Below are 20,487 nucleotides of genomic sequence, written 5' to 3' on the forward strand. Positions count from 1 at the left end.
GAGGGCCGCAGCGCTGCCAGCGCGCCGCGGCTTTGAGAGATACTCCGCGATATGTCCAGACGTATCGCTCCCTGGTGGCTGGCCTCGCTTGCGATCAGCGCGGCGGCCGCCTGCATGGCGGTGTTCGGGCTCTGGCAGCTCAGCATGGCCGAAGACCTCGCGGTCGCCCGGAAGCGCGCCCAGGTCGAGCCCATATTCCAGGAGGCGCTCTCGTCCGCGATCGCGGCCGGTCGCAATGATGAGCTGCAGGCGCAGCTCGAAGCGCTGATCGAAGCCGACGATCTCGGGCTCGTCTACATCGCGATCACCGGGCCGCGCGGCGAGGTGCTCGCATATGCCGGTCGCTACGAGCGCTGGCATCTGCCCGGAGCTCCGCTCGCGGTGACGCAATCGCTGCGGCTCTGGGCCTATCGCTGGACCGGGCGCTTTCAACACCAGCCGCTGCGCAATCCACTCGGCGATCCGGCGCTCGCGGGCGATGAGCAAGCGCCGTTTGCCGAGGCCCTGTATGTGATCGCCCCGGGCGTCGCCGGCCAGGTCAAGGACCGCGCGGTTCTGCACCTGGCCTGGTCGGGCGTGATCGCATTTTTGTTCGCGTCGGTCGCCGGCATCGCCTCGATCTTCACGTGGCGTCGCATGCTGATCAATCCGGCGCAATGGGCCGAGCGCCTCGCGCCCGAGCTCAAGGTTCCGCTCGCGCCGAGTCATGTCGATCTCGACGACAAGCTGCACGAGCAAATGCCCGAGCGTCTCGGTGCGCAGCTCGATGCGCTCGGCAGCGCGCTGATCGTCGTCGACAACGAAGCCTGTATTCGCTACCTCAACGACACCGCGAAGCAGTTGACCGGATGGAGCTCGGCCGACGTGCAAGGGCGGCTCGTCTACTCGGTGTTTCATCCGCTCGACGCACGCTATTCGCCGATGCTCACACCGGCCGAAGTCTGCATGCGTGACGAGCGTCCGTATCCGCCGACCGAACTGCGCCTGCGCGCGCGCGACGGCACGCAAAGCCCGATCGAAGTGATGGCCCTGCCGCTCAAGCGGCCGTCGGGTCTGGCCGACGGGGCGATGATGATCTTTTCGGAGATCAGCGAACGCGAGAAGCGTATCGATCAATGGCGCCGACAGGCGCGGCTCACGCAGGGCGTGCTCGATCACTTGAGCGAAGGCGTGCTGACGACCGATCCGGTCGGTGTGATCCGCTTCGCCAACGCCCGTGCGCTGCGCATGTTCGGCTATGTCTGGGAGGACATCGAAGGTGCCAGCGTTTCCAAGCTCATGCCGGTGCCCTTTCTGAATTCGCTCTCGGTGAGATTGACCGACTACATCGGCTCCGAACGCGCGGTTGGATTGCCGAAAGTGGTCGGCTGGCGCAAGGATGCGACGACGTTTCCGGTCGAGCTGGTGGTGCAGAACCTCACCATCGAGCACGCCCAGGGCCTGCTCGTGATCGTGCGCGACATCACCGAGCGCCTGCGCTCCGACAATCTGTCGCAGCGCCTCGGCCGCCTGCTCGACGCGGCCTCCGACGAGGTCTACATCTTCGATGCGCAGACCTTGCGCTTCGTCGAGGTGAATCGCGGAGCGCGGCGCAACCTGGGCTATCACCCGAGCGAGATGACGCACATGACGCCGCTCGTGATCAGCGAGCAACTCGACGCGGCGGCGCTGCACGGCTATCTCGACCGCCTGCGCGAAGGCACGGTCGAGCACGTTACGTATCGCTGCCTGCATCGGCGGGCGGACGGCAGCCGCTATCCGGTCGAAGTGCGGCTCAACTATTCGCGCGAGGAAGAGCCGCCGGTGTTCATGGCGATCGCGGTCGACATCACCGAGCGCGAGCAGGTGGAGCAGCGCCTGCATCACATGGCGCATCACGATGCACTCACGGGCCTGCCGAACCGCGTCACGCTGCTCGACCGGCTCGGCCAGGCGATTCTCGCGTCCAGACGCAGCAACCGGCAGATCGGTGTCCTGTACCTGGACGTCGATCATTTCAAGGCGATCAACGATCAGCATGGCCATCAGGCCGGCGACGAAGTGCTGCGCCAGATCGCCGAGCGCCTGCGTCGCGTGCTGCGGGCGAGCGATACCGTCGCGCGCCTGGGCGGCGACGAGTTCGTGATCGTCGCGCCGGGCCTGCGTCTCGAAGACGATGCGCTGTCGCTCGGCCGCAAGATTCTCGAGCTGTTCAATCGGCCGATGTCGATCGAAGGCCTGGAGCTCGATGTGCGGCTCAGCATCGGCGTCACGCTGTGCCCGGTCGACGAAGGCGATGCCGAAACCTTGCTGCGCCACGCCGATCAGGCGATGTACCGATCCAAGCAGTCCGGACGCGGGCGCTGCACGCTCAATCGCATCGAGGTTTCGCCCGAGCGTCGTCGCCGCCTTGATCTGGAGCGCGATGTGCAAACGGGGCTCACGCTCGGGCAATTCCGGCTCCTGCTGATGCCTCTGGAGCGGCTCGAGCCGCCGCACGATTCCACCGCGCTGCTCGCCGGCTTCTACTGGAGCCACCCGGAGCATGGTCGCATCGAGCCGGCCGAGGCGATCGCAAGCGCGGGACGCGCCGGCCAGGTCGGCGATGTCGAACTCTGGTGCCTGCGCGCGGCGGTGTTCGCGGCGCGCGCAATGATCGATCGCGGCACCGAGGTGATCGTGCCGATCGCCGGGTGGCATTGGCTGCATCCGGAGTTCGGGGCCCGCGTGATCGAAGTGCTACGCGCTTGCGGCCTGCCTGCGCAGAAACTCGTGATCGCCACCGATGCGGCGGGCTTGCGCGAAGCGCGCCATTCGGCTCAGGACAATCTCTATCGCCTTTGCTCGGAAGGCGTGCGCCTGGCGATCCACGACACCGCGCCGGCGATCATCGACGGAATTCGCCGCGGTGGTCTACCGCCGCTCGCGCTGCTCGTCGTCGATGGAGGCAGCCAGGAGACGCCCGAGTCCCTGATCGAGGTGGCGGCCTTCGCGCGCGAGCAGGAGCTGAGGCTCGCCATCGTCGATATCGGCGATGACAATCGAGCGCCCTTCGTCGAGCTGCTCGGGCAGCGCTGGGATCTGGTGACGGGATTGTCGATCGGCGCCGCGGGACACGCGTTCGAAGTTCCGCCGCTGCATCGATAGCCGCTTGCCTGCGCGCGCGACTAGGCGATGCGTTCCGTAAGCCGGTTCGCCAGCGTCGCGAACTGCGCGGCCGACAGGCGCTCGGCCCGCCATTGCGGATCGATGCCGGCGGCGCGGATGTCGTCGGCGGTGAAGTACGCGCGCAGGCTGTTCGAGAGCGTCTTGCGGCGTTGCAAAAACGCGGCGGTGACGACGCGATCGAACATTGCCCAATCGCGAATCTCGAAGTCGGGCCTGCGCGGCACCAGCCGCACGACGGCCGACTCGACTTTCGGCGGCGGCTTGAATGCGCCGGGTCCGACATCGAACAGATGCACCACTTCCGCACGCGCCGCGAGCGCGACGCTGAGCCGGCCGTAGGCGTCGTCGTCGGGGCCCGCGCACATGCGATCGACCACTTCCTTCTGCAGCATGAAATGCATGTCCTGCACGCGCCCGGCGAAGCTCAACACGTGAAACAGCAGCGGCGTCGAGATGTTGTACGGCAGGTTGCCGACCAGCCGCAGCGGCGCGCCGGCCGGGGCGAGCGCGGCGTAATCGACCTTGAGCGCATCGGCCATGACGATCTCGAGCTTCTCCGACTCGCCGCAGGCGGCGCGCAGGTGAGGAATCACGTCGCGATCGAGCTCGACGACGGTGAGCTTGTCGACGCGCTTGAGCAGCGGAGCGGTGAGCGCTCCAGGGCCGGGCCCGATCTCGATGATCGCTTCGCCGGGCCGCGGGTTCACCGAGCGCAGGATGCGATCGATGACGTAGGGATCGTGCAGGAAGTGCTGGCCGAAGCGTTTCTTGGCGACGGGTGTGCTCATGGCGTCGCAAGTAGCGTGAAGGGACCCCGGGCGGAGCATGGGGATCGTGGCGTCTTCAGTCGCAGGCATGAGACTGCGTGCGCTTGCATGGCACATGGCACGAGAAGTCTCATATCCGGCTGTCTCTTTGCGATTTGTCGAGTGCGAGTTCCATCGCGAGATCCAGGGCGGCGCGCAGCGAGCCGCTCTCGGCGCGACCGCTGCCGGCCAGGTCGAGCGCGGTGCCGTGGTCGACCGAGGTGCGCACGATCGGCAGGCCCAGCGTGACGTTCACGGCCTGGCCGAAGCCGGCGTACTTGAGCGCGGTGAGGCCCTGATCGTGGTAGAGCGCGAGCACGGCGTCGCCGCGTTCGAGCACGCGCGGGGTGAAGACGGTATCGGCCGGCAGCGGGCCTTCGATGCGCAGGCCTTCGGCGCGCAGCGCCTGCAGCGTCGGGATGATGACGTCGATCTCCTCGCGTCCGAGATGCCCCGATTCGCCCGCATGCGGGTTGAGCCCGCAGACCAGCAGGCGAGGGCGATCGATGCCGAAGTGTTCGCGCAGGTCGTGGTCGATGATGCGGATGACCTGGCGCAGCAGCGTCGACGTGATCGCATCGGGCACCGCGCGCAGCGGCAGGTGCGTGGTGGCCAGCGCGACGCGCAGCTGGCCGGCGGTGAGCATCATCACCGGCAGCTTCGATCCAGTGCGTTCGGCGAGGAATTCGGTATGGCCCGAGAACGGAATGCCGGCCTCGTTGATGACGCTTTTCTGCACCGGCGCGGTGACCATGGCCTGGGCCTCGCCGGCTAGGCAGAGCCCGGTCGCGCGTTCCAGCGTCTCGAGCACGTACGGCGCGTTGGCCACGTCGAGCACGCCGAGGCGCTCGGGCCGTCGCAGCGGAATCTCGATGACGCCGAGGCTGCCGGCCGGCAGCGGCGCCGGCCTGGCGGTCGGATCGATGGTGACGAGCTTGAGCTTGAGTCCGAGGATATCGGCGCGACGCTGCAGCAGGCCGCCGTCGGCGACCGCGACGAGCTCGGCCGCATGGGCCTGCTGGGCCAGCTCGACGACGAGGTCGGGCCCGATGCCGGCCGGCTCTCCCGGTGTCAGTAGCAGACGCAGGGCGGCCAACCGAGGCTCATCCGTCAGGACTTGTCGGCCCCGCCGGTTCCGGCCAGGCGATAGTCGATGTAGGCCTCGTCGCGCAGGCGACGAACCCAGGTTTCGTACTCTTCGGACGCCTTGCGCTGCGAAATGGCCTGGCGAACCTTGGCGCGCTTGGCCTCTTCGGTGGTGTCGCGCGTGCGGCGATCGAGCACCTTGGCGATATGCCAGCCGAACTGGGTGTGGAACGGGGCGCTGACTTCGCCGGGCTGCAACGCGTCGAGCGCCTTCTGGAAATCCGGTGCGAACACGCCGGGCGGCTGCCAGTCGAGATCGCCGCCCGAATTCTTCGAGCCCGGATCGTCGGAGAACTGCTTGGCGAGCTTGGCGAAATCCTCGCCCTTCTTGATGCGGTCGGACAGCTCCTGGATCTGCACGCGCGCCTGGTCTTCGGTGCGCAGCGCATTGGTCATCAGCAGGATGTGCTGCGAGTGCGTTTCGACCGTGGTCAGGCGCTCTTCGCCGCCGCGCGTGCCGAGCAGCTTGATCAGGTGGAAGCCGGTGCCGGTTTCGATCACGTCGCTGACTTCGCCTTCCTTCAGGCGCGCGGCAGCGGTGGCGAACAGCGAGGGCAGGTCGGCCGCCTTGCGCCAGTCGAGGTCGCCGCCCTGCAGGGCCTGCTGGCCGTCCGAGGAGCTGATCGCGAGCTGGGCGAAGTCGTCGCCGGCGCGAAGCTTCTTGAGCAGGTCGTTGGCCTTGGCGCGGCGCTTGTCGCGCTCGTCGCTACTGGCACCGTCCGGAATGCTCACGAGGATGTGGCCGAGGTGATATTCGGTATTGGTGTTGGCGCCCTGGTTGGCCAGGTAGAGATCGACGTCCTGGTCGGTCACCACCACGCGGCCGTCGACCTCGCGCTGGCGCAGGCGGGCCACCAGCACTTCCTCGCGGACCTGTTCGCGCAGGGTCAGGAAGTCGATGCCGTCGGCCTTCACCGACTCGGCGAGCTGCGCCAGCGTCATGTTGTTCTGGCGCGCGATGTTGTTGAGGATGTCGTTGAGCTCGCGGTCGTCGATGCGGATGCCGGCCTGCGTCGCGCGCTGGGTTTGCAGACGCGTGACGATCACGCGTTCGAGCACCTGCGGGCGCAGCACGTCGTCCGGCGGCAGCTGCACGCCACGCGACTTGATCTGGCTCTTGGTCGACTCCATCGCGGTGTCGAGCTCGCTCTGCAGCACCACGCCGTCGTTGACCACCGCGACGATGCGGTCGAGAACCTCGGCCTGGGCCGGCTGGGTCAGCAGCGCTGAAAGAGTGAGCAGCGAGGCGGCTAAGGTCTTCGGCAAGGCCATCGGCGGGAGCGTACGAGTGGGAGAAAGATGAACCCCGTGGGATCGATTCGAAATCGGGCCGACTCAGGGGGCTGTGGGGCGCGGAAGATTAGCATGGTGGTCCGGCGCCAGCCCTCAGACTGCGGTCACGGGCAAAAATTCCGCAGCGCCCGCATTCGCGCTGACCTCCGCCATCCGCCCTACGGGGTCGTCGACGAGCCGCCGCTGGTGAGCCGATTGCCCGAACTCAGCCGGCTGCTGTTGCTGATGCCGGCGGCGCTCTCGTCGTCGTCGCCGTCGTCCTTCGGGAACAACGCGCTGTAGCCGGTGCCGATGCGCGTGAGGCCCTTGAGCTCGAGCTGGAAGTAGATGCCGCTGTCGAGGTTGCCGTTGCGCGTGGCGATGTAGCGCCGCCAGGCGCCGCTGAGCGCCCAGCAGCAGGTCTCGTAGGTCAGGCCGACGAAGTTCTCGAGCGTCTTCTCGTCGCGGATCGAATAGCGTGTGCGGCCGGCGACGCGCCAGCTCGTGCTGACCGGCCAGGCGACGATCACGTCGGCCTGTTCGAGCAGATCACGCCGGTAGCGGTAGGCCAGGTCCAGGCGCTTGCCGCGCTCGAGGTCGCGGTAGCGCAGGCCCAGGTTGGCGCGCTGGAACTCCGAATCCTCGGGCGACCACTGCGAAACCGCGGCCGCGCTCCAGCGGGTCAGGAAGTTGTAGGTCACTTCGCCGATGAAATTGGTCGCTCCCCGATCGGGCGCCGGGAAGTTCAGGCCCTGCGAGCCGTCGGGGTTCTGCGTCACCAGCTCCACGCGCGGGGTTTCGATGCGGTAGAGCTGGCCGATGCTCGCGGTCCAGCGCGTCTCGCCGCTCGCCGCGTCGATCCAGCGCGTGGTCAGCGCCCCGGCGACGTTGGCCGCGTCGGCGACGCGATCTTCGCCGTAGAAGCGGTTGCGGGCGAACAGCTGCACGAAATCGAAGTCCGGCTCGCCGGTATCGAACACCGGCAGGTTGTCCTGGTTCTTGTACGGCACGTAGAGCGCGAAGGCGCGCGGCTCCAGCGTCTGGATCGCCTCGCCATGGGCGGCCACGCGCTCGAAGCGCAGACCGGCCTCGCCCGAGGCGACCGGCAGCGAGCGCGACGGATCGTCCTTCTGGTCGGCGGCGGTATCGGTGAGCAGGTATTGGGTGTAGTCCCAATCGAGCTGCGAGGTCACGTACCAGGCGTTTTCGTCGTGCAGGTAGCGCAGGTAGGGCTGAAGGTTGATGCGCTGGCCCTGAACGGAATCCTCGCGCACGAAGTTCACGTATTCGGCGTTGAGGCCGGCGCGCGTATCGAAGAAGGCGTTGCGCGTGAGCGCGTCGAACTTGACCTGCGGCAGGCGCTTGTACGGATCGTCGACCGCGACGAAGCGGTTCTCGATGGTCTGGTAGCCCTGCACGAGCGCCTGCAGGCGGTAGGAATCGGGTGCCTGGTAGGTGAGCCGGGCGCTGCGTTCGAGATAGATCGTCGAGGCGCTCGCGAAGGTGCCGCCGAGGTCTTCGAAATAGCGCGTGTCGCTGGCTTCCGAATAGGTCGCCTCGAGACCCAGGCGCGAGCTCAGCAGGCCCACGTGGTCAAAGCGCAGCAGGCTGCGGTCGCTGCCGCCGACGCCGTTGTTTTCGCTGTGGTAGACGCGGTCGTCGGGCAGGTAGTCGTAAGACAGCACGCCTTCGCTGTGCTTGAGCAGGTAGCGCCCGGCGGTGCCGATCTGCAGGCCGCGCCGGGACATGTAGCGCGGCGTGACGGTGGCGTCGTAGTTCGGCCCCAGGTTCAGGTACACCGGCCAGCGCAGGTCGAAACCGGTGCGGTCCGAATTGCCGATGGTCGGATAGAGCAGGCCGGTGCGGCGGCGATCGTCGATCGGGAACTGCACCCACGGCGAATACAGGATCGGCACGCCGCCGAAGCGCAGGCGCGCGTTGCGGGCGGTTCCGAGCCCTTCCTCCTGGTCGAGCTTGATCTCGCTGGCCTCGATGTACCAGGCGTCCGAATCCGGGGCGCAGGTCGTGTAGGCCGACGCATACAGCCGGGCCTTGCCGTCGGCGTCGACGACGATGCGCTCGGAGCTTCCGCGCGCCTTGCGCGTCGGCAGCACGTAATCGCTGTCGGTGAACGAGCCGCTGTCGTCGGCCAGGCTGTATTCGGCCTTCTGGCTGCGGATGATCAGCTGCGGATTGGTGAACACCGATTCGGTGTTGACCGTGATGCGCTGGGTGGCGTCCTCGAAATCGACGTTCTCGGCGTTGAATTCCTTGTCGCCCTGGCGCAGGTGCACGCTGCCGGCGAGTTGCGAGACGCCGCCGCGCGTGAGCTGCGCCGAATCGGCCTCGACGGTGATCTTCTGGTCGAGCCCGAGGCCTTCGCCGCCGCCGCCGTCGACGCGCAGGCCCACCGAATAATCGGGCTGGGCGCAGACGCCGTTTTCGGCGCGCGCCGACTGGCCTGTGAGCAGACAGGCCGGTAGGCAGAGCGCTGCCAGCAGAAGGGGACGATTGGGTCGCATGCGAGCGCGCAGTATCCGGGTTCGGTCGCCGGCTCCGCAATCTCTTGCGCGCCGTCGCGGCTTGGTGTTGCGGGTGGTGCGCGGCGGCGATGCCGATATGATTTCGCTCTTCGCCGTCACCCTGGCCGCCAGCTTCCTTCATGACTTCCACTCAGCCCGACGCTCCGCTCGATCCGCGCATGGACGAGGCCCGCCGTTTCGCCTTCGAGGCCCTCGGGCTGCAGCAGGCGGAGTTCGCCCCGGCCTCGGCCGACGCGAGCTTCCGGCGCTACTTCCGCATCGTCAGCGAGGGGCGCAGCTGGGTGGTCATGGATGCGCCGCCCGATCGCGAGGACTGCGGTCCGTTCATCCACGTCGCCGGGCTGATGCAGCAGGCCGGCCTCAACGGCCCGCGCATCCTCGCGCAGGATCTGCAGCGCGGTTACCTGCTGCTCAGTGATCTCGGCCGGCAGACCTACCTGCACGTCATCGACGAGCACAACGCCGACGCGCTGTTCGATGCGGCGATCGACGCGCTCCTGCGCTGGCAGCAGTCGTCGGTTCCGGATGTGCTGCCGGCTTACGACGAAGCGCTGCTGCGCCGCGAGCTCGCGCTGTTCCCGGACTGGTACGTCGCCCGCCATCTGCGGCGCGAGCTCACGCCCGCGCAGGCCGCGGCGTGGGATCGTGTGCAGACCCTGCTCGTCGATTCCGCGCTGGCGCAGGCGCGCGTGTTCGTGCACCGCGACTACATGCCGCGCAACCTGATGATCTCCGAGCCCAACCCGGGCGTGCTCGATTTCCAGGACGCGGTCTACGGTCCGATCAGCTACGACGTGGTCTGCCTGTTCAAGGACGCCTTCCTGTCCTGGCCGGCCGCGCGCGTCGAAGCCTGGGCGCGGATTTACTGGGAGCGGGCGAGGGCGGCGCAGCTGCCGGTGGCCGACGACTTCGGCCGCTTCCTGCGCGAGTTCGAGTGGATGGGCGTGCAGCGGCACCTGAAGGTGCTCGGCATCTTCGCGCGCATCAACTACCGCGACGGCAAGCCGCACTATCTGGCCGACACGCCGCGCTTCATCCGCTACCTGCGCGAGACCGCGAGCCGCTACGCCGAACTCGCGCCGCTGACGCAGCTGTTCGACGAACTGGGGCTGCAGGCCCCGTGAGCGCGGACGTGAGCTCGACGCGGACTTCGAACCTGAAGGCGATGATCCTCGCCGCCGGACGCGGCGAACGCATGCGCCCACTGACCGACGACCGTCCCAAGCCGCTCGTGACGCTGCGCGGCCGGCCGCTGATCGAATACCCGCTGCGCGCCCTCGCGGCGGCCGGGGTGCGCGCGTTCGTCGTCAACCTCGGCTATCGCGGGGCGCAGATTCGCGAGCATCTCGGCGACGGCAGCCGTTTCGGCGTGCGCATCGACTACTCCGACGAGGGCGATCCGGCGCTCGAAACCGGCGGCGGCCTGCACAAGGCGCTGCCGCTGCTCGGCGGCGGCGCGTTCATCGTCGCCAATGCCGATGTCTACACGCATTACCCGTGGGCGGCGCTGATCGAGCGCGCGGCCGCGCTGCCGGCCGACGTCGAGGCCCACCTCGTGCTCGTGCCGAATCCGGCGCATCGGCCGCAGGGCGATTTCGCGCTGGTGGACGGGCGCCTCGTCGAGCCGGCGCCGGATGCTGCGCCGACCGCCACTTTCAGCGGCCTGTCGGTGCTGCGGGCTTCGCTGTTCGACGGCTGCGAGCCCGGACGCTTTCCGCTCGCTCCGCTGCTGCGCGCCGCCGCCCGGCGCGGGGCGGTGAGCGCCGAGCGCTACGACGGCCTGTGGTCCGATGTCGGAACCCCGCAGCGCCTCGCCGAACTCGAACGCGAGCTCGGCGCCTGAGCGATCCGTCGGGTCTGGAATATCGATAGCGCTCGCGGTTGCTTGTGCGGGCGCGGCGCTTGCCCGGACAATGCCGGCCTGCTCCGACCTGCCCCATGAACGCCCTACGCGGTTCACGCCCTTTCAGCTGGCTGGCCCTGCTCGCGATCCTCGCGCAGCTGCTGCTGCCCGCGACGCACGCGGCGGCGATGGGCCACGCGGGCGCGGGCGATCCGCTGCACCGGGCGTTCTGCGGACAGGCTTCGGCGCAGGCGCTGCAGACGCTGCGCGAAACCGCTCCGCCCGAACTGCTGCGCGCCCTGGCCAAGGCCGGCACGGCGACCGACTCGGCCGAGCAGACCAAGCAGCGCGCGGTCGCTTCGGCCTGCTCGCTGTGCGCCGGACTGTCCGCGCTGCAGTTCGCGGCGCTCGGCGGCCAGGCGCCGGCGTTCACGCTCGCGGCGAACGGCCCGGTCTTCGCCGTCGCGGTCGAGGCACCGGCTCCGCTGGCGGCATCGACGCGGCAGCCTTCGCAACGCGGTCCTCCCGCTCACTCCTGATCTAGCGCACGCCCGACGCGTCCCGCGTCGACTGTCGTTGGTCCGGCTTCCGACCTCTCGTCGGCGCCCCATCAGGAGTTCCCATGCTGTTCTCGCATGCACGCTTATGTGCACTGGCTGGCGCCTCGCTCGCGCTGCCGACGCTGTGCTTGGCCGACGCGGCCGGCTTGTCCACTGCCGCAGTCCCTGCGGCGACCGAAATCGCCGCCGCTGATCCGGTCGAACCCGAAACCATCGAGGTCATCGGCGTTCGCCGCGACGATGAAGCGGCACCGATCGCGCAAACCGTGAGCACGCTCACGCGCGAGCAGTTCGCGAGCATGCCTTCGGTCAGCATCGGCGAAGTGCTCGCGCTGGTTCCGGGCGTGACTTTCGTGCAGGGCAACGGCCCGCGCGACGTGTCGATCTCGGTGCGCGGCTCCAACGCGCGGCAGACTTTCGGCGTTCGCAACCTGCAGGTGTTCGAGGACGGCTTTGCGGTCACGCAGCCCGACGGCCTGGCGCGCACCGACCTGACCGATCCGCATGCCTACGGCAGCATCGAGGTCATGCGCGGGCCCTCGTCGGCGCGCTACGGCAACTACGCGACCGGCGGTGCGATCGACTTTCGCACGCGCTCGGGCCGCGATCTGCAAGGCGTCGAAGGCGGCATCGATCTCGGCAGCTACGGCTATTCGAACGAATACCTCGCGGCCGGCGGCGGTGACGAGCGCTTCGAATACAGCGCTTTCGCGAGCCACGTGCGCGGTGACGACCCGGCCACCGAGCACACGCGCTATCGCACGACGACGCTGAACCTGCTGACGAGCTGGCAGGCCACCGCGGCCGATCGGCTGACCTTCAAGTTCATCCACAACGATCTCGATACCGATCTGTCGCTGCGGCTCTCGCGCAAGCAGTACGAGCTCAACCCGTATCAGCGCGGCTGCGCCGATCAATCGGGCCAGGGCTGTGCCACGCTGAGCGTGTTCGCGAACGGCTTCAACGGCACACGCGTGCCGCTGAGTCCCGAGCAGGCCGGCATCGGTCGCGACGACCGCCGCACGATCGTCGGCGCGCGCTGGGAGCATGCCTTCGACGCGAGCACCGATCTGCGCACGCAGCTCGTATTCGACAACCGCGACATTCGCCAGCCGACCGGCAACACCTCGTTCAACGGCACCTATCCGTCGTTCAATCTCATGAGCGATCTGACGCATCGCGGCGAGTGGTTCGGCTTGCCGAGCAAGAGCGTGATCGGCGTGTATGCGAATCGCGAAGAGCTCAACTACAAGGTCTTCAACCTGACGCCCGAAGGCCACGCGACGCTGGGCGGGCAGACGCAGGGCCTCGGCGGCGAACATCTGAACGCGGGCGCCCGCATTCGCGAAGAACTCGCACTGAGCGCGCGCAGCACCGTGGTCGCCGGCATCGGCGCCGAATACACGCATCTGCAGGCGCAGCTGCGCAACTACGGTTACAACAGCACGCCGCCGACGATCACGCGCATCGACGCGGATCGCGAGTTCGTCAACGTCGCGCCCGAGCTGGGACTGCGGTTTGCTGCGAGCGAGCAATGGACCTTGCATGCGCGCGCAGCGGTGGGCTACGGAACGCCTCAGGTCGGCAACCTGTTCGTGACGCCGGACGGCGCCGCGGGCAACAACACCGAGCTCAAGGCGCAGCGCAACCTCGGCTTCGACATCGGCGCCGAATGGAATGTGGCGCGTCAAATCCAGGCGAGCCTCACGGGCTTCTACGAATTCTTTCGCAACGAACTCGTGACGCAGTCCGCCGGCGCGAATCTGCAGAACTATACGTTCAACGCCCTGCGCTCCGAGCATCGCGGTATCGAAGCCGCGCTCGACTGGCACCCGCTGCCGAATGTCCTGCCGGGTGCGCATGTCTCGCTCTCGTATCTGCTCGACGACCAGCGCTACGAGCGCTACACCGAGCGACTCAGCGGAGGCGATCGCTCCGAGACCTTCGAGCGCGACGGCCACGATCTTCCGGGCGTGACGCCGCAGACGCTCAATGCGCGCCTGATCTACGATCAGGCCAGCGGCGCGCTGGCCGGACTCGGCGGCTACCTCGAGCTGAGCTGGCGCGATGACACCACGCTCGACAACGCGAACCTGCTCGATGCGCCGGGCTACAGCCTGATCAATCTGAACCTGCATTACGCGGCGCCACAGGGCCATGGCATCTGGTCGCGCTTGAGCGCCTACGCCGCCGTGCAGAACCTGCTCGACAAGACTTACATCGCCTCGGCCTCGAACGTCTCGAACACGCTCAATGCGGACACTGGAGAGCAGAACGGACGCGATGTGCTGCTCGCGTCGACGGGCTCGATCTACGCGGGAACTCCGCGCAGCGTGTTCGCCGGCCTGCGCCTGAAGTTCTGAGGAAAACACCATGACGACTCATGCTCGAGAGCAGGCGCACGCCAGCCGCTGGCCCGACTACCGCACGGTCTGGCGCTGGCATTTCTACGCCGGCCTGTTCTGCATTCCGTTCGTGCTCTGGCTCGCGTTCACCGGCACGCTGTACCTGTTCAAGCCGCAGATCGAGGCCTGGCTCGATGCGCCCTACGACGAGCTGAGCCTCGACGGTACACGCGCAAGCGTGTTCGATCAGGTGCAGGCCGCGGTGCAGGCCGTGCCAAGCGGGCGATTCAAGAGCTACGAGCTGCCGGCGACGCCGCAATCGGCCGCACGCGTGCTCGTCGACGACGGCACGCGCAGCTGGCGTGTCTACGTGCATCCGCAGACGCTCGAGGTCTTGCAGCGCGTCGACGATGCGCAGCGGCCGATGAAAGTCATCTCGAGGCTGCACGGCACCCTGTGGCTCGGTGATCGCGGCTCTAACCTCGTCGAGCTCGCGGCCTGCTGGGCGATCGTGATGATCCTGAGCGGCCTTTACCTGTGGTGGCCGCGCGGTCGGTTCCGGCTCGGTGGCCTGCTGTGGCCGCGCTTGCAGGTGCGCCGCCTGCTGCTGCGCGACCTGCACGCGGTGACGGGATTCTGGATCTCGGTGCTCGCCTTGTTCCTGATCTTCAGCGGCCTGCCGTGGGCGAAGTTCTGGGGCAGCAGCCTGAAATCGCTGCGCGAGCTCGGCAGCAGCAGCGAAGTGCGGCTCGACTGGACGCTCGGCGGCAAGCCGGTCGTCGCCGACGAACATGCGCATCACCAAGGACATCATCATCACGTCGAGCCGGTGGCGTCGAATGCGGCCGACTACGAGCGCGTCGTCGCGAGCGTGCGGGCGCTGTCGCTCGCTGCGCCCGTGATCATCACGCCGCCGACGCAGGATGCGCTGTGGTCCGCGCGCTCGGATGCGCAGAACCGGCCGCTGCGCGTGACGCTGCAGGTCGATGGCGACACGGGCGCGATCGTGAATCGCCAGGACTTCGCCCAGCGCGCCCTGATCGATCGCATCGTCGGCGTTGGCATCGCCGCGCATGAAGGCCAGCTGTTCGGCTGGATCAACCAGCTGCTCGGCACGCTGACGACGGTCGGGCTCATGCTGCTGTGCGTGAGCGCCGCGATGATGTGGTGGAAGCGCAGGCCCGGCGGAACGCTCGGCGCGCCGCTGCCTCCGCGTATGCCGGAAGGGCAGCCGCGCTATGCCCTGCTGTTCTTCGCGCTCGTGATCGCGCTCGGCGTGCTGTTGCCGCTGATGGGCCTGTCGCTGCTGCTCGTGCTTGCGATCGAGCGCGGCGTGTTGCGGCGCCTGCCGGCGGCGCGCCACTTTCTCGGCCTGCAGCCCGCCGCATGATCGAGCCGCGAGCTGCTCGCCGCGCCGCAACGAGTCGCGCTCGATCGCAGTTTCCCGCTCCCGCAGCTCAGGGCTTTCCGGTGCGTAGAAAGACAGGCGGGCGGCGGGCAGCATGCCGCTTGATGCTCCGCTTCAGCGGACGCCAAAGAAAAACCCCGAAGCGCCGCGCGCTTCGGGGCTGGGGATGGACGAAAGGGCCTATCGCCGCATCAGTTCGGCGCCACGTACACCAGGCGATTCGGCGAGCCGGCGCCAGGCGAGGTCACCACGTTCGGGGTCGAGGCGGCGACCAGCGCCGCTCCGGCCTGCGATGCGCTCGCGCCGGAACCGGCCAGATAGCGGGCGACCACGCCGGCGACCAGCGGGCTCGCCATCGAGGTGCCGCTCAGCGTCGAGGTGCCGGTGTCGTTCTGGTAGCTCGCCGAGACCACGTTGGAGCCCGGCGCGAAGAGGTCGAGGCAGGTGCCGTAGTTCGAGTACGAGGCGCGCGCGTCGGTGTTGGTGGTCGCGCCGACGGTGATCGCGGCCGGCAGGCGGGCCGGCGAGGAACTGCAGGCGTCGGCGTTGTCGTTGCCCGCGGCCACCACGGCGACCACGCCGGCGTTGATCATCGCCTGCACGGCCTGGTCGAGCGTGTCCGACACGCCGCCACCGAGCGAGAGGTTCGCCACGGCAGGCAGCTGGCGGTTCGCGGTCACCCAGTCGACGCCGGCGATGATCGTCGAAGTGGCCGTGGTGCCGCCGCAGCTGAACACGCGCACCGGGTGCACGGTCGCGCCCTTGGCGACGCCATAGGTGCTGCCGACCGCGGTGCCCGAAACATGGGTGCCGTGGCCGTTGCAGTCGGTGGTGTCGGTCGGGACCGGGGCCGGGCAGCCGAGGCCAAGCAGGGTGCAGAGCAGCGGGCTGCTGTTCGGCGCGAAGTTGCGGCCGGTGCCGACGCGCCCGGCGAAATCGATGTGCGAGGCGCGCAGGCCGGTGTCGATCACGTAGACATGCACGCCGCCGCCGGCGCCTGCCGGATAGCTGTAGCTGCCGCTCAGCGGCAGCGCGCGCTGGTCGATGCGGTCGAGGTTGTAAGGGGCGCCGGACTGGGTTTCGACGAGCTCCATGAACTGGTCTTCCTCGATGCGCTCGATCGCCGGATTGTTGGCGAGCGCCTCGATCGCGGCCTTCGGCAGGCGCACGCTGAAGCCGCGCACGCTGTGATCGTAGTTCTGCAGCACTTCGCCACCGCCGACCGCGCCGACGAGCCGCTGGGCCAGCGTGCGGATCGGGGTCGCGCGGCTGGCCGCATCCTTCTTGAGCACCACGATGTACTGATCGGGCACCGCATTGACGCCCTTGCGTTCGATGGTAGCGGCGCTCGCGGCGCCGATCGTGAGCAGCAGCAGGGCGCCGGCCAGACCGGCATGAATGGCGTTGCGTTTCATTGTGTCTCCCTTCCCGCGTAGATGACGGGCCTCGGAACGGACCCGACTGCACTGTCAGGAAGATCGGCGGGGCCTTGCCGTTTGGCAATAGGGAAACGCCCGGATGGACGTAGGAAAGCAATTGACGCTAGGGAGGGGTCGATTCCACCCTACTGAATTCGACGAACCCGAATCCGCAGGTTGCCATCGTGGAAGCGCATCCAGTAATTGCCGAGGAAGTTCTTCTCGATCGTCACGGCCGGGCTGTTGAACTGGACGTCGACGTCGCGGTCGTCGATGTTGAGCCAGACCTGTCCGTTTTCGAGTGTGTAGCGGCTGCCCTTGATGATGCGGTCCAGCGGCCCGAGCACGCGCGACTCGATCTGGTCGGGCTCGGCGGCTTCAGCTTTCGGGCTGGCGATGTCGCGCGCGCCGAATGCGGCGGGACCGGGTGGACGTGGCGTTGCCGGAGCGGTCGGGGCGGGCGCCGGAGCGGTGGCGACCGGCGGTGGTGCCGGCGGCATCTCGTCCATGCCCTCGGTGGTCGGCGTCGGCAGCAGGCGGTCGAAGCAGGCTAGCCGCGAACTTGCGTCGGCCAGCGTCCGGCAATGGCGGTAGGCGGCTTCGAGATCGCTGGGCTGAGCCTTTGCCCCGGATGGAGCGAGGCTCAGCGCCAAAGCGAAGCAGGCGAAGCCGCGACGCCTCATGCAAGCACGTGTTCGGCCTGCTGGTCGGCGTGATAGCTCGAACGCACCATCGGGCCGCTCGCCACGTGCGAGAAGCCCATCTTCTCGCCGACGATGCGCAGGCGCTCGAATTCGTCGGGGTGCACGTAGCGCATGACCGGGTGGTGGTGCTTGGATGGCGCCAGGTATTGGCCGAGCGTCAGCATGTCGACCTTGTGCGCGCGCAGGTCGAGCATCACCTGCTCGATCTCGCTGATCTCCTCGCCGAGGCCGAGCATGAGCCCGGACTTGGTCGGCACCTTCGGATGGTAGCCCTTGAAGCGCTCGAGCAGGTCCAGCGACCACTCGTAGTCCGAGCCCGGGCGCGCCTGCTTGTAGAGGCGCGGCACGGTTTCGAGGTTGTGGTTGAAGACGTCCGGCGGGTTGTCCTTGAAGATTTCGAGCGCCGGGTCCATGCGGCCGCGGAAGTCCGGAACCAGCACTTCGATGACCAGATTCGGGGACAGCTTGCGCGATTCCTGGATGCAGGCCGCGAAGTGGCCGGCGCCGCCGTCGAGCAGGTCGTCACGGTCGACGCTCGTGATCACCACGTAGCGCAGCTTGAGCGCGGCGATGGTCTGGGCGAGATGCGCGGGTTCGTCGGTGTCAAGCGGCTTCGGACGGCCGTGGCCGACGTCGCAGAACGGGCAGCGGCGCGTGCAGATGTCGCCCATGATCATGAAGGTAGCCGTGCCCTTGCCGAAGCATTCCGACAGGTTCGGGCAGCTGGCCTCTTCACAGACCGTGTGGAGTTTCTGCTCGCGCAGGATCGACTTGATCTGGTCGACCTGCTGCGACTGGCCCATGCGCACGCGAATCCAGTCCGGCTTGCGCAGCGGCAGATCGGCCGGCGCCTCGATCTTGATCGGAATGCGGGCCATCTTCTCGGCGCCGCGCAGCTTGACGCCCGCAACGACCGGGGCGGGACGGCGGGGCGGGGCAGTGGTGTCGCTAGGGGGAACGCTCATGGCTTTTCGCGAGTCGGCTCGAGCAAAAACATAGTTTACGCCCGTTGACCCACGGGCGAGGGTTGGTCGGAACTCACTAATGTCCCGGGCCGGCATTTCAAGTGGCGGGCCGGTAGCGGCCCGGGCGGACGATCAGGGTGCCCGGGGCGCGTTCCAGAGCCTGTCGAGCTGCGCGTCCGCCAGCGGCGACTGCGCCGGGGCGCCGAGCACGGCCAACCACTCCGCCGGCGTCGGCAGCGTCTCGCCCGGGGTTGCCGCGCCGCCCCAGGCTTCGAACTTCATTGCGAGCGCCAGCGGGCCGCTCTGCACGGTCGGCGCGGATACCTTGTCGAGCGCTTGTAGAAGAGCGCTGCGCAAATCGGCCGGCAGCCCGGCCGATGTCACGAGCCAGCAGCGCGCCTGCTGCCCAGGTTCGACGATGACCACCGCCGCGCCCGCGAAGCCGGCGCCGGCCGTTCGCGCCGACAAAACCTCCCGCAGTGCATGCGACAGCCCATGTACGTAGCCGCCGAGTTTCATCGGTCCGCCCGGAACGCGATCGCGCACGACCTCGTCGGATTGGTAGAGCTTCAGGCCCAGGGGCCGATAGACGAAACCCGCCGCAGACGCGCTCGAGAAACAGAGCGCGAGCAGCAGCATCCAAAACACCGAACGAGGCCTCAAAGCGAAACGATGAAGACCTAGACCAAAGTGGGCTACCACCTCATGGATGCGCGGCCGAACATCGCGGTCTTCGTTTTTGTCGTCCGGAGCCGGCATGTATCTCGATCGCATCAAGAATCCTTCCTTGTGGGCCAAAGTGGTGTCGGCCGAAAGCGCGGCCCAGCTCATCAAGGACGGCATGACCGTGGGCATGAGCGGCTTTACGCGTGCAGGTGAAGCCAAAGCCGTGCCGATGGCGCTGGCCGAACGCGCGCGTCACGATCCGGTCGGCATCACATTGATCACCGGCGCCTCGCTCGGCAACGATCTCGACCGCACGCTCGGCGAAGCCGGCGTGATCAAGCGCCGCATGCCGTTCCAGGCCGATCCGGGCCTGCGCAAGCTCATCAACGACGGCAAGGTCATGTTCGTCGATCAGCATCTGTCCGAAACGGTCGAGATGCTGCGCTCGGGCCAGATCGGGCCGATCGACGTCGCCATCGTCGAAGCCGTCGCGATCAAGGAGAACGGCGAGATCGTGCCGACGACCTCGGTCGGCAACTCGGCCACATTCGCGCTGCTCGCGAACAAGATCATCGTCGAGCTCAACATCGGCCACAGCGCCTCGCTCGAAGGCCTGCACGACATCTACATTCCGACGCGTCGTCCGTATCGCGAGCCGATTCCGGTCACCTCGCCGCAATCGCGCGCCGGTTTGCCGTTCATTCCGGTGGATATTTCGCGCATCGCCGCGATCGTCATCACCGACCGTCCGGATTCCTGCGCGAGCGTCAGCGATCCCGATGAAGGCACGGCCGCGATCGCGGGCCATCTGACCGAATTCCTCGGTTACGAGGTCAACAAGGGCCGTCTCGGCCTGAGCCTCGCGCCGCTGCAGGCCGGCATCGGCTCGATCGCGAACGCGGTCATGCACGGATTCATCGACAGCCGCTTCAACAACCTGAGCATGTATTCCGAAGTGCTGCAGGACAGCACCTTCGATCTGTTCGACTCGGGCAAGCTCACGTTCGCCTCGGGCTCGTCGATCACGCTGTCGCAGGCCAAGATGGACGTGCTCAAGAATCTGGAGCGCTACAAGAGCCGGCTGATCCTGCGTCCGCAGGAAATCTCGAACCATCCCGAAGTGATCCGCCGCCTCGGCCTGATCGCGATCAACACCGCGCTAGAGGCCGATCTCTACGGCAACGTGAATTCCACGCACGTGTCCGGCACGCACATGATGAACGGCGTCGGCGGCTCGGGCGATTTCGCGCGCAACGCCTACCTGTCGGTGTTCGTGACCAAGTCAATGGCCAAGGACGGACGCATTTCGTCGATCGTGCCGATGGTCACGCACGTCGATCACTGCGAGCACGACGTCGACCTGATCGTCACCGAACACGGCCTGGCCGATCTGCGTGGGCTCGCACCGCGCGAGCGCGCGCCGCTGATCATCGAGAACTGCGTCGATCCGAGCTACCGCGCGCTGCTGTCCGATTACTTCAAGGATGCGTTGAAGCTCGGCGGCCAGACCCCGCACGTGCTCGACAAGGCCTTCTTCATGCACGCCGCGTATCGCGACAGCGGCAGCATGCTGCCGCAGCTCGCGAAGCCGAAAGCCAAGGCGGCAGTCGCGGCTTGATGGGATGCAGGGTGGGCTGGCCGAAGGCGCAAGCCGCCGTTTGCAC

The 20,487-nt window shown here is 67.7% G+C and carries 15 protein-coding genes; 7 read left to right on the forward strand and 8 right to left on the reverse strand.

The features are described 5' to 3' along the window. Nucleotides 1-51 precede the first annotated feature (51 nt). The gene (locus WQQ_RS13380; RefSeq protein WP_007185739.1) at nucleotides 52-3,126 is read left to right on the forward strand and encodes a sensor domain-containing protein; all 3,075 of its coding nucleotides are present in this window, start codon (nucleotides 52-54) and stop codon (nucleotides 3,124-3,126) included. Nucleotides 3,127-3,146: 20 nt separating this feature from the next. Here WQQ_RS13380 and rsmA read toward each other — a convergent pair whose 3' ends face one another. From rsmA to WQQ_RS13400, 4 genes are all read right to left on the reverse strand, one after another. Next, nucleotides 3,147-3,935: a 16S rRNA (adenine(1518)-N(6)/adenine(1519)-N(6))-dimethyltransferase RsmA gene (gene rsmA, locus WQQ_RS13385; protein WP_007185740.1), complete on the reverse strand. Its 789-nt coding sequence runs from the start codon at nucleotides 3,933-3,935 to the stop codon at nucleotides 3,147-3,149. Between the two features lie 109 nt (nucleotides 3,936-4,044). Then, complete coding sequence (gene pdxA, locus WQQ_RS13390; RefSeq protein ID WP_007185741.1) at nucleotides 4,045-5,049, reverse strand: 4-hydroxythreonine-4-phosphate dehydrogenase PdxA; 1,005 nt, start codon at nucleotides 5,047-5,049, stop codon at nucleotides 4,045-4,047. A 14-nt stretch (nucleotides 5,050-5,063) separates the two neighbouring features. Then, a complete protein-coding gene (locus WQQ_RS13395; RefSeq protein WP_007185742.1) occupies nucleotides 5,064-6,371 on the reverse strand; it encodes a peptidylprolyl isomerase in 1,308 nt (435 codons plus the stop codon). A 179-nt stretch (nucleotides 6,372-6,550) separates the two neighbouring features. Beyond that, nucleotides 6,551-8,893, reverse strand: coding sequence for an LPS-assembly protein LptD (locus tag WQQ_RS13400; RefSeq protein ID WP_157534689.1), 2,343 nt, complete (start codon nucleotides 8,891-8,893; stop codon nucleotides 6,551-6,553). Nucleotides 8,894-9,072: 179 nt separating this feature from the next. Between WQQ_RS13400 and WQQ_RS13405 the strand changes: the two genes are divergently transcribed. From WQQ_RS13405 to WQQ_RS13425, 5 genes are all read left to right on the forward strand, one after another. Further along, on the forward strand, nucleotides 9,073-10,038 hold the full coding sequence (locus tag WQQ_RS13405; protein ID WP_366489863.1) for an aminoglycoside phosphotransferase family protein: 966 nt from the start codon (nucleotides 9,073-9,075) through the stop codon (nucleotides 10,036-10,038). A 32-nt stretch (nucleotides 10,039-10,070) separates the two neighbouring features. Next, nucleotides 10,071-10,757 (forward strand): N-acetylmuramate alpha-1-phosphate uridylyltransferase MurU, encoded by a 687-nt coding sequence (gene murU, locus WQQ_RS13410; protein WP_040454452.1) that lies wholly within the window; start codon nucleotides 10,071-10,073, stop codon nucleotides 10,755-10,757. A 95-nt stretch (nucleotides 10,758-10,852) separates the two neighbouring features. Further along, a complete protein-coding gene (locus WQQ_RS13415) occupies nucleotides 10,853-11,296 on the forward strand; it encodes a DUF2946 family protein (RefSeq protein ID WP_007185746.1) in 444 nt (147 codons plus the stop codon). A gap of 83 nt (nucleotides 11,297-11,379) precedes the next feature. Next, entirely contained in the window at nucleotides 11,380-13,680 is a 2,301-nt protein-coding gene (locus WQQ_RS13420) for a TonB-dependent receptor family protein (RefSeq protein WP_007185747.1), read from the forward strand. A gap of 10 nt (nucleotides 13,681-13,690) precedes the next feature. Further along, nucleotides 13,691-15,052: a PepSY-associated TM helix domain-containing protein gene (locus tag WQQ_RS13425; protein ID WP_007185748.1), complete on the forward strand. Its 1,362-nt coding sequence runs from the start codon at nucleotides 13,691-13,693 to the stop codon at nucleotides 15,050-15,052. A gap of 209 nt (nucleotides 15,053-15,261) precedes the next feature. On the opposite strand, the gene WQQ_RS13430 is transcribed toward WQQ_RS13425, so the two are convergent. The 4 genes from WQQ_RS13430 to WQQ_RS13445 form a co-directional block, all read right to left on the reverse strand. Beyond that, complete coding sequence (locus WQQ_RS13430) at nucleotides 15,262-16,485, reverse strand: S8 family peptidase (protein WP_007185749.1); 1,224 nt, start codon at nucleotides 16,483-16,485, stop codon at nucleotides 15,262-15,264. A 149-nt stretch (nucleotides 16,486-16,634) separates the two neighbouring features. Further along, entirely contained in the window at nucleotides 16,635-17,171 is a 537-nt protein-coding gene (locus WQQ_RS13435; protein ID WP_007185750.1) for a hypothetical protein, read from the reverse strand. Beyond that, nucleotides 17,168-18,157, reverse strand: a complete 990-nt coding sequence (lipA, locus tag WQQ_RS13440; protein ID WP_040454136.1) for a lipoyl synthase — start codon at nucleotides 18,155-18,157, stop codon at nucleotides 17,168-17,170. Before lipA ends, WQQ_RS13435 begins: the two co-directional genes overlap by 4 nt. Nucleotides 18,158-18,289: 132 nt before the next feature. After that, nucleotides 18,290-18,916, reverse strand: coding sequence for a hypothetical protein (locus tag WQQ_RS13445; RefSeq protein ID WP_007185753.1), 627 nt, complete (start codon nucleotides 18,914-18,916; stop codon nucleotides 18,290-18,292). On the opposite strand from WQQ_RS13445, the gene scpC reads away from it, so the two are divergent. After that, complete coding sequence (gene scpC, locus WQQ_RS13450) at nucleotides 18,915-20,441, forward strand: succinyl-CoA:acetate CoA-transferase ScpC (RefSeq protein WP_007185752.1); 1,527 nt, start codon at nucleotides 18,915-18,917, stop codon at nucleotides 20,439-20,441. The two genes, WQQ_RS13445 and scpC, sit on opposite strands and share 2 nt — an antisense overlap. Nucleotides 20,442-20,487: the final 46 nt, after the last annotated feature.

Source organism: Hydrocarboniphaga effusa AP103, from assembly GCF_000271305.1.
Classification (GTDB): Bacteria; Pseudomonadota; Gammaproteobacteria; order Nevskiales; family Nevskiaceae; genus Hydrocarboniphaga; species Hydrocarboniphaga effusa.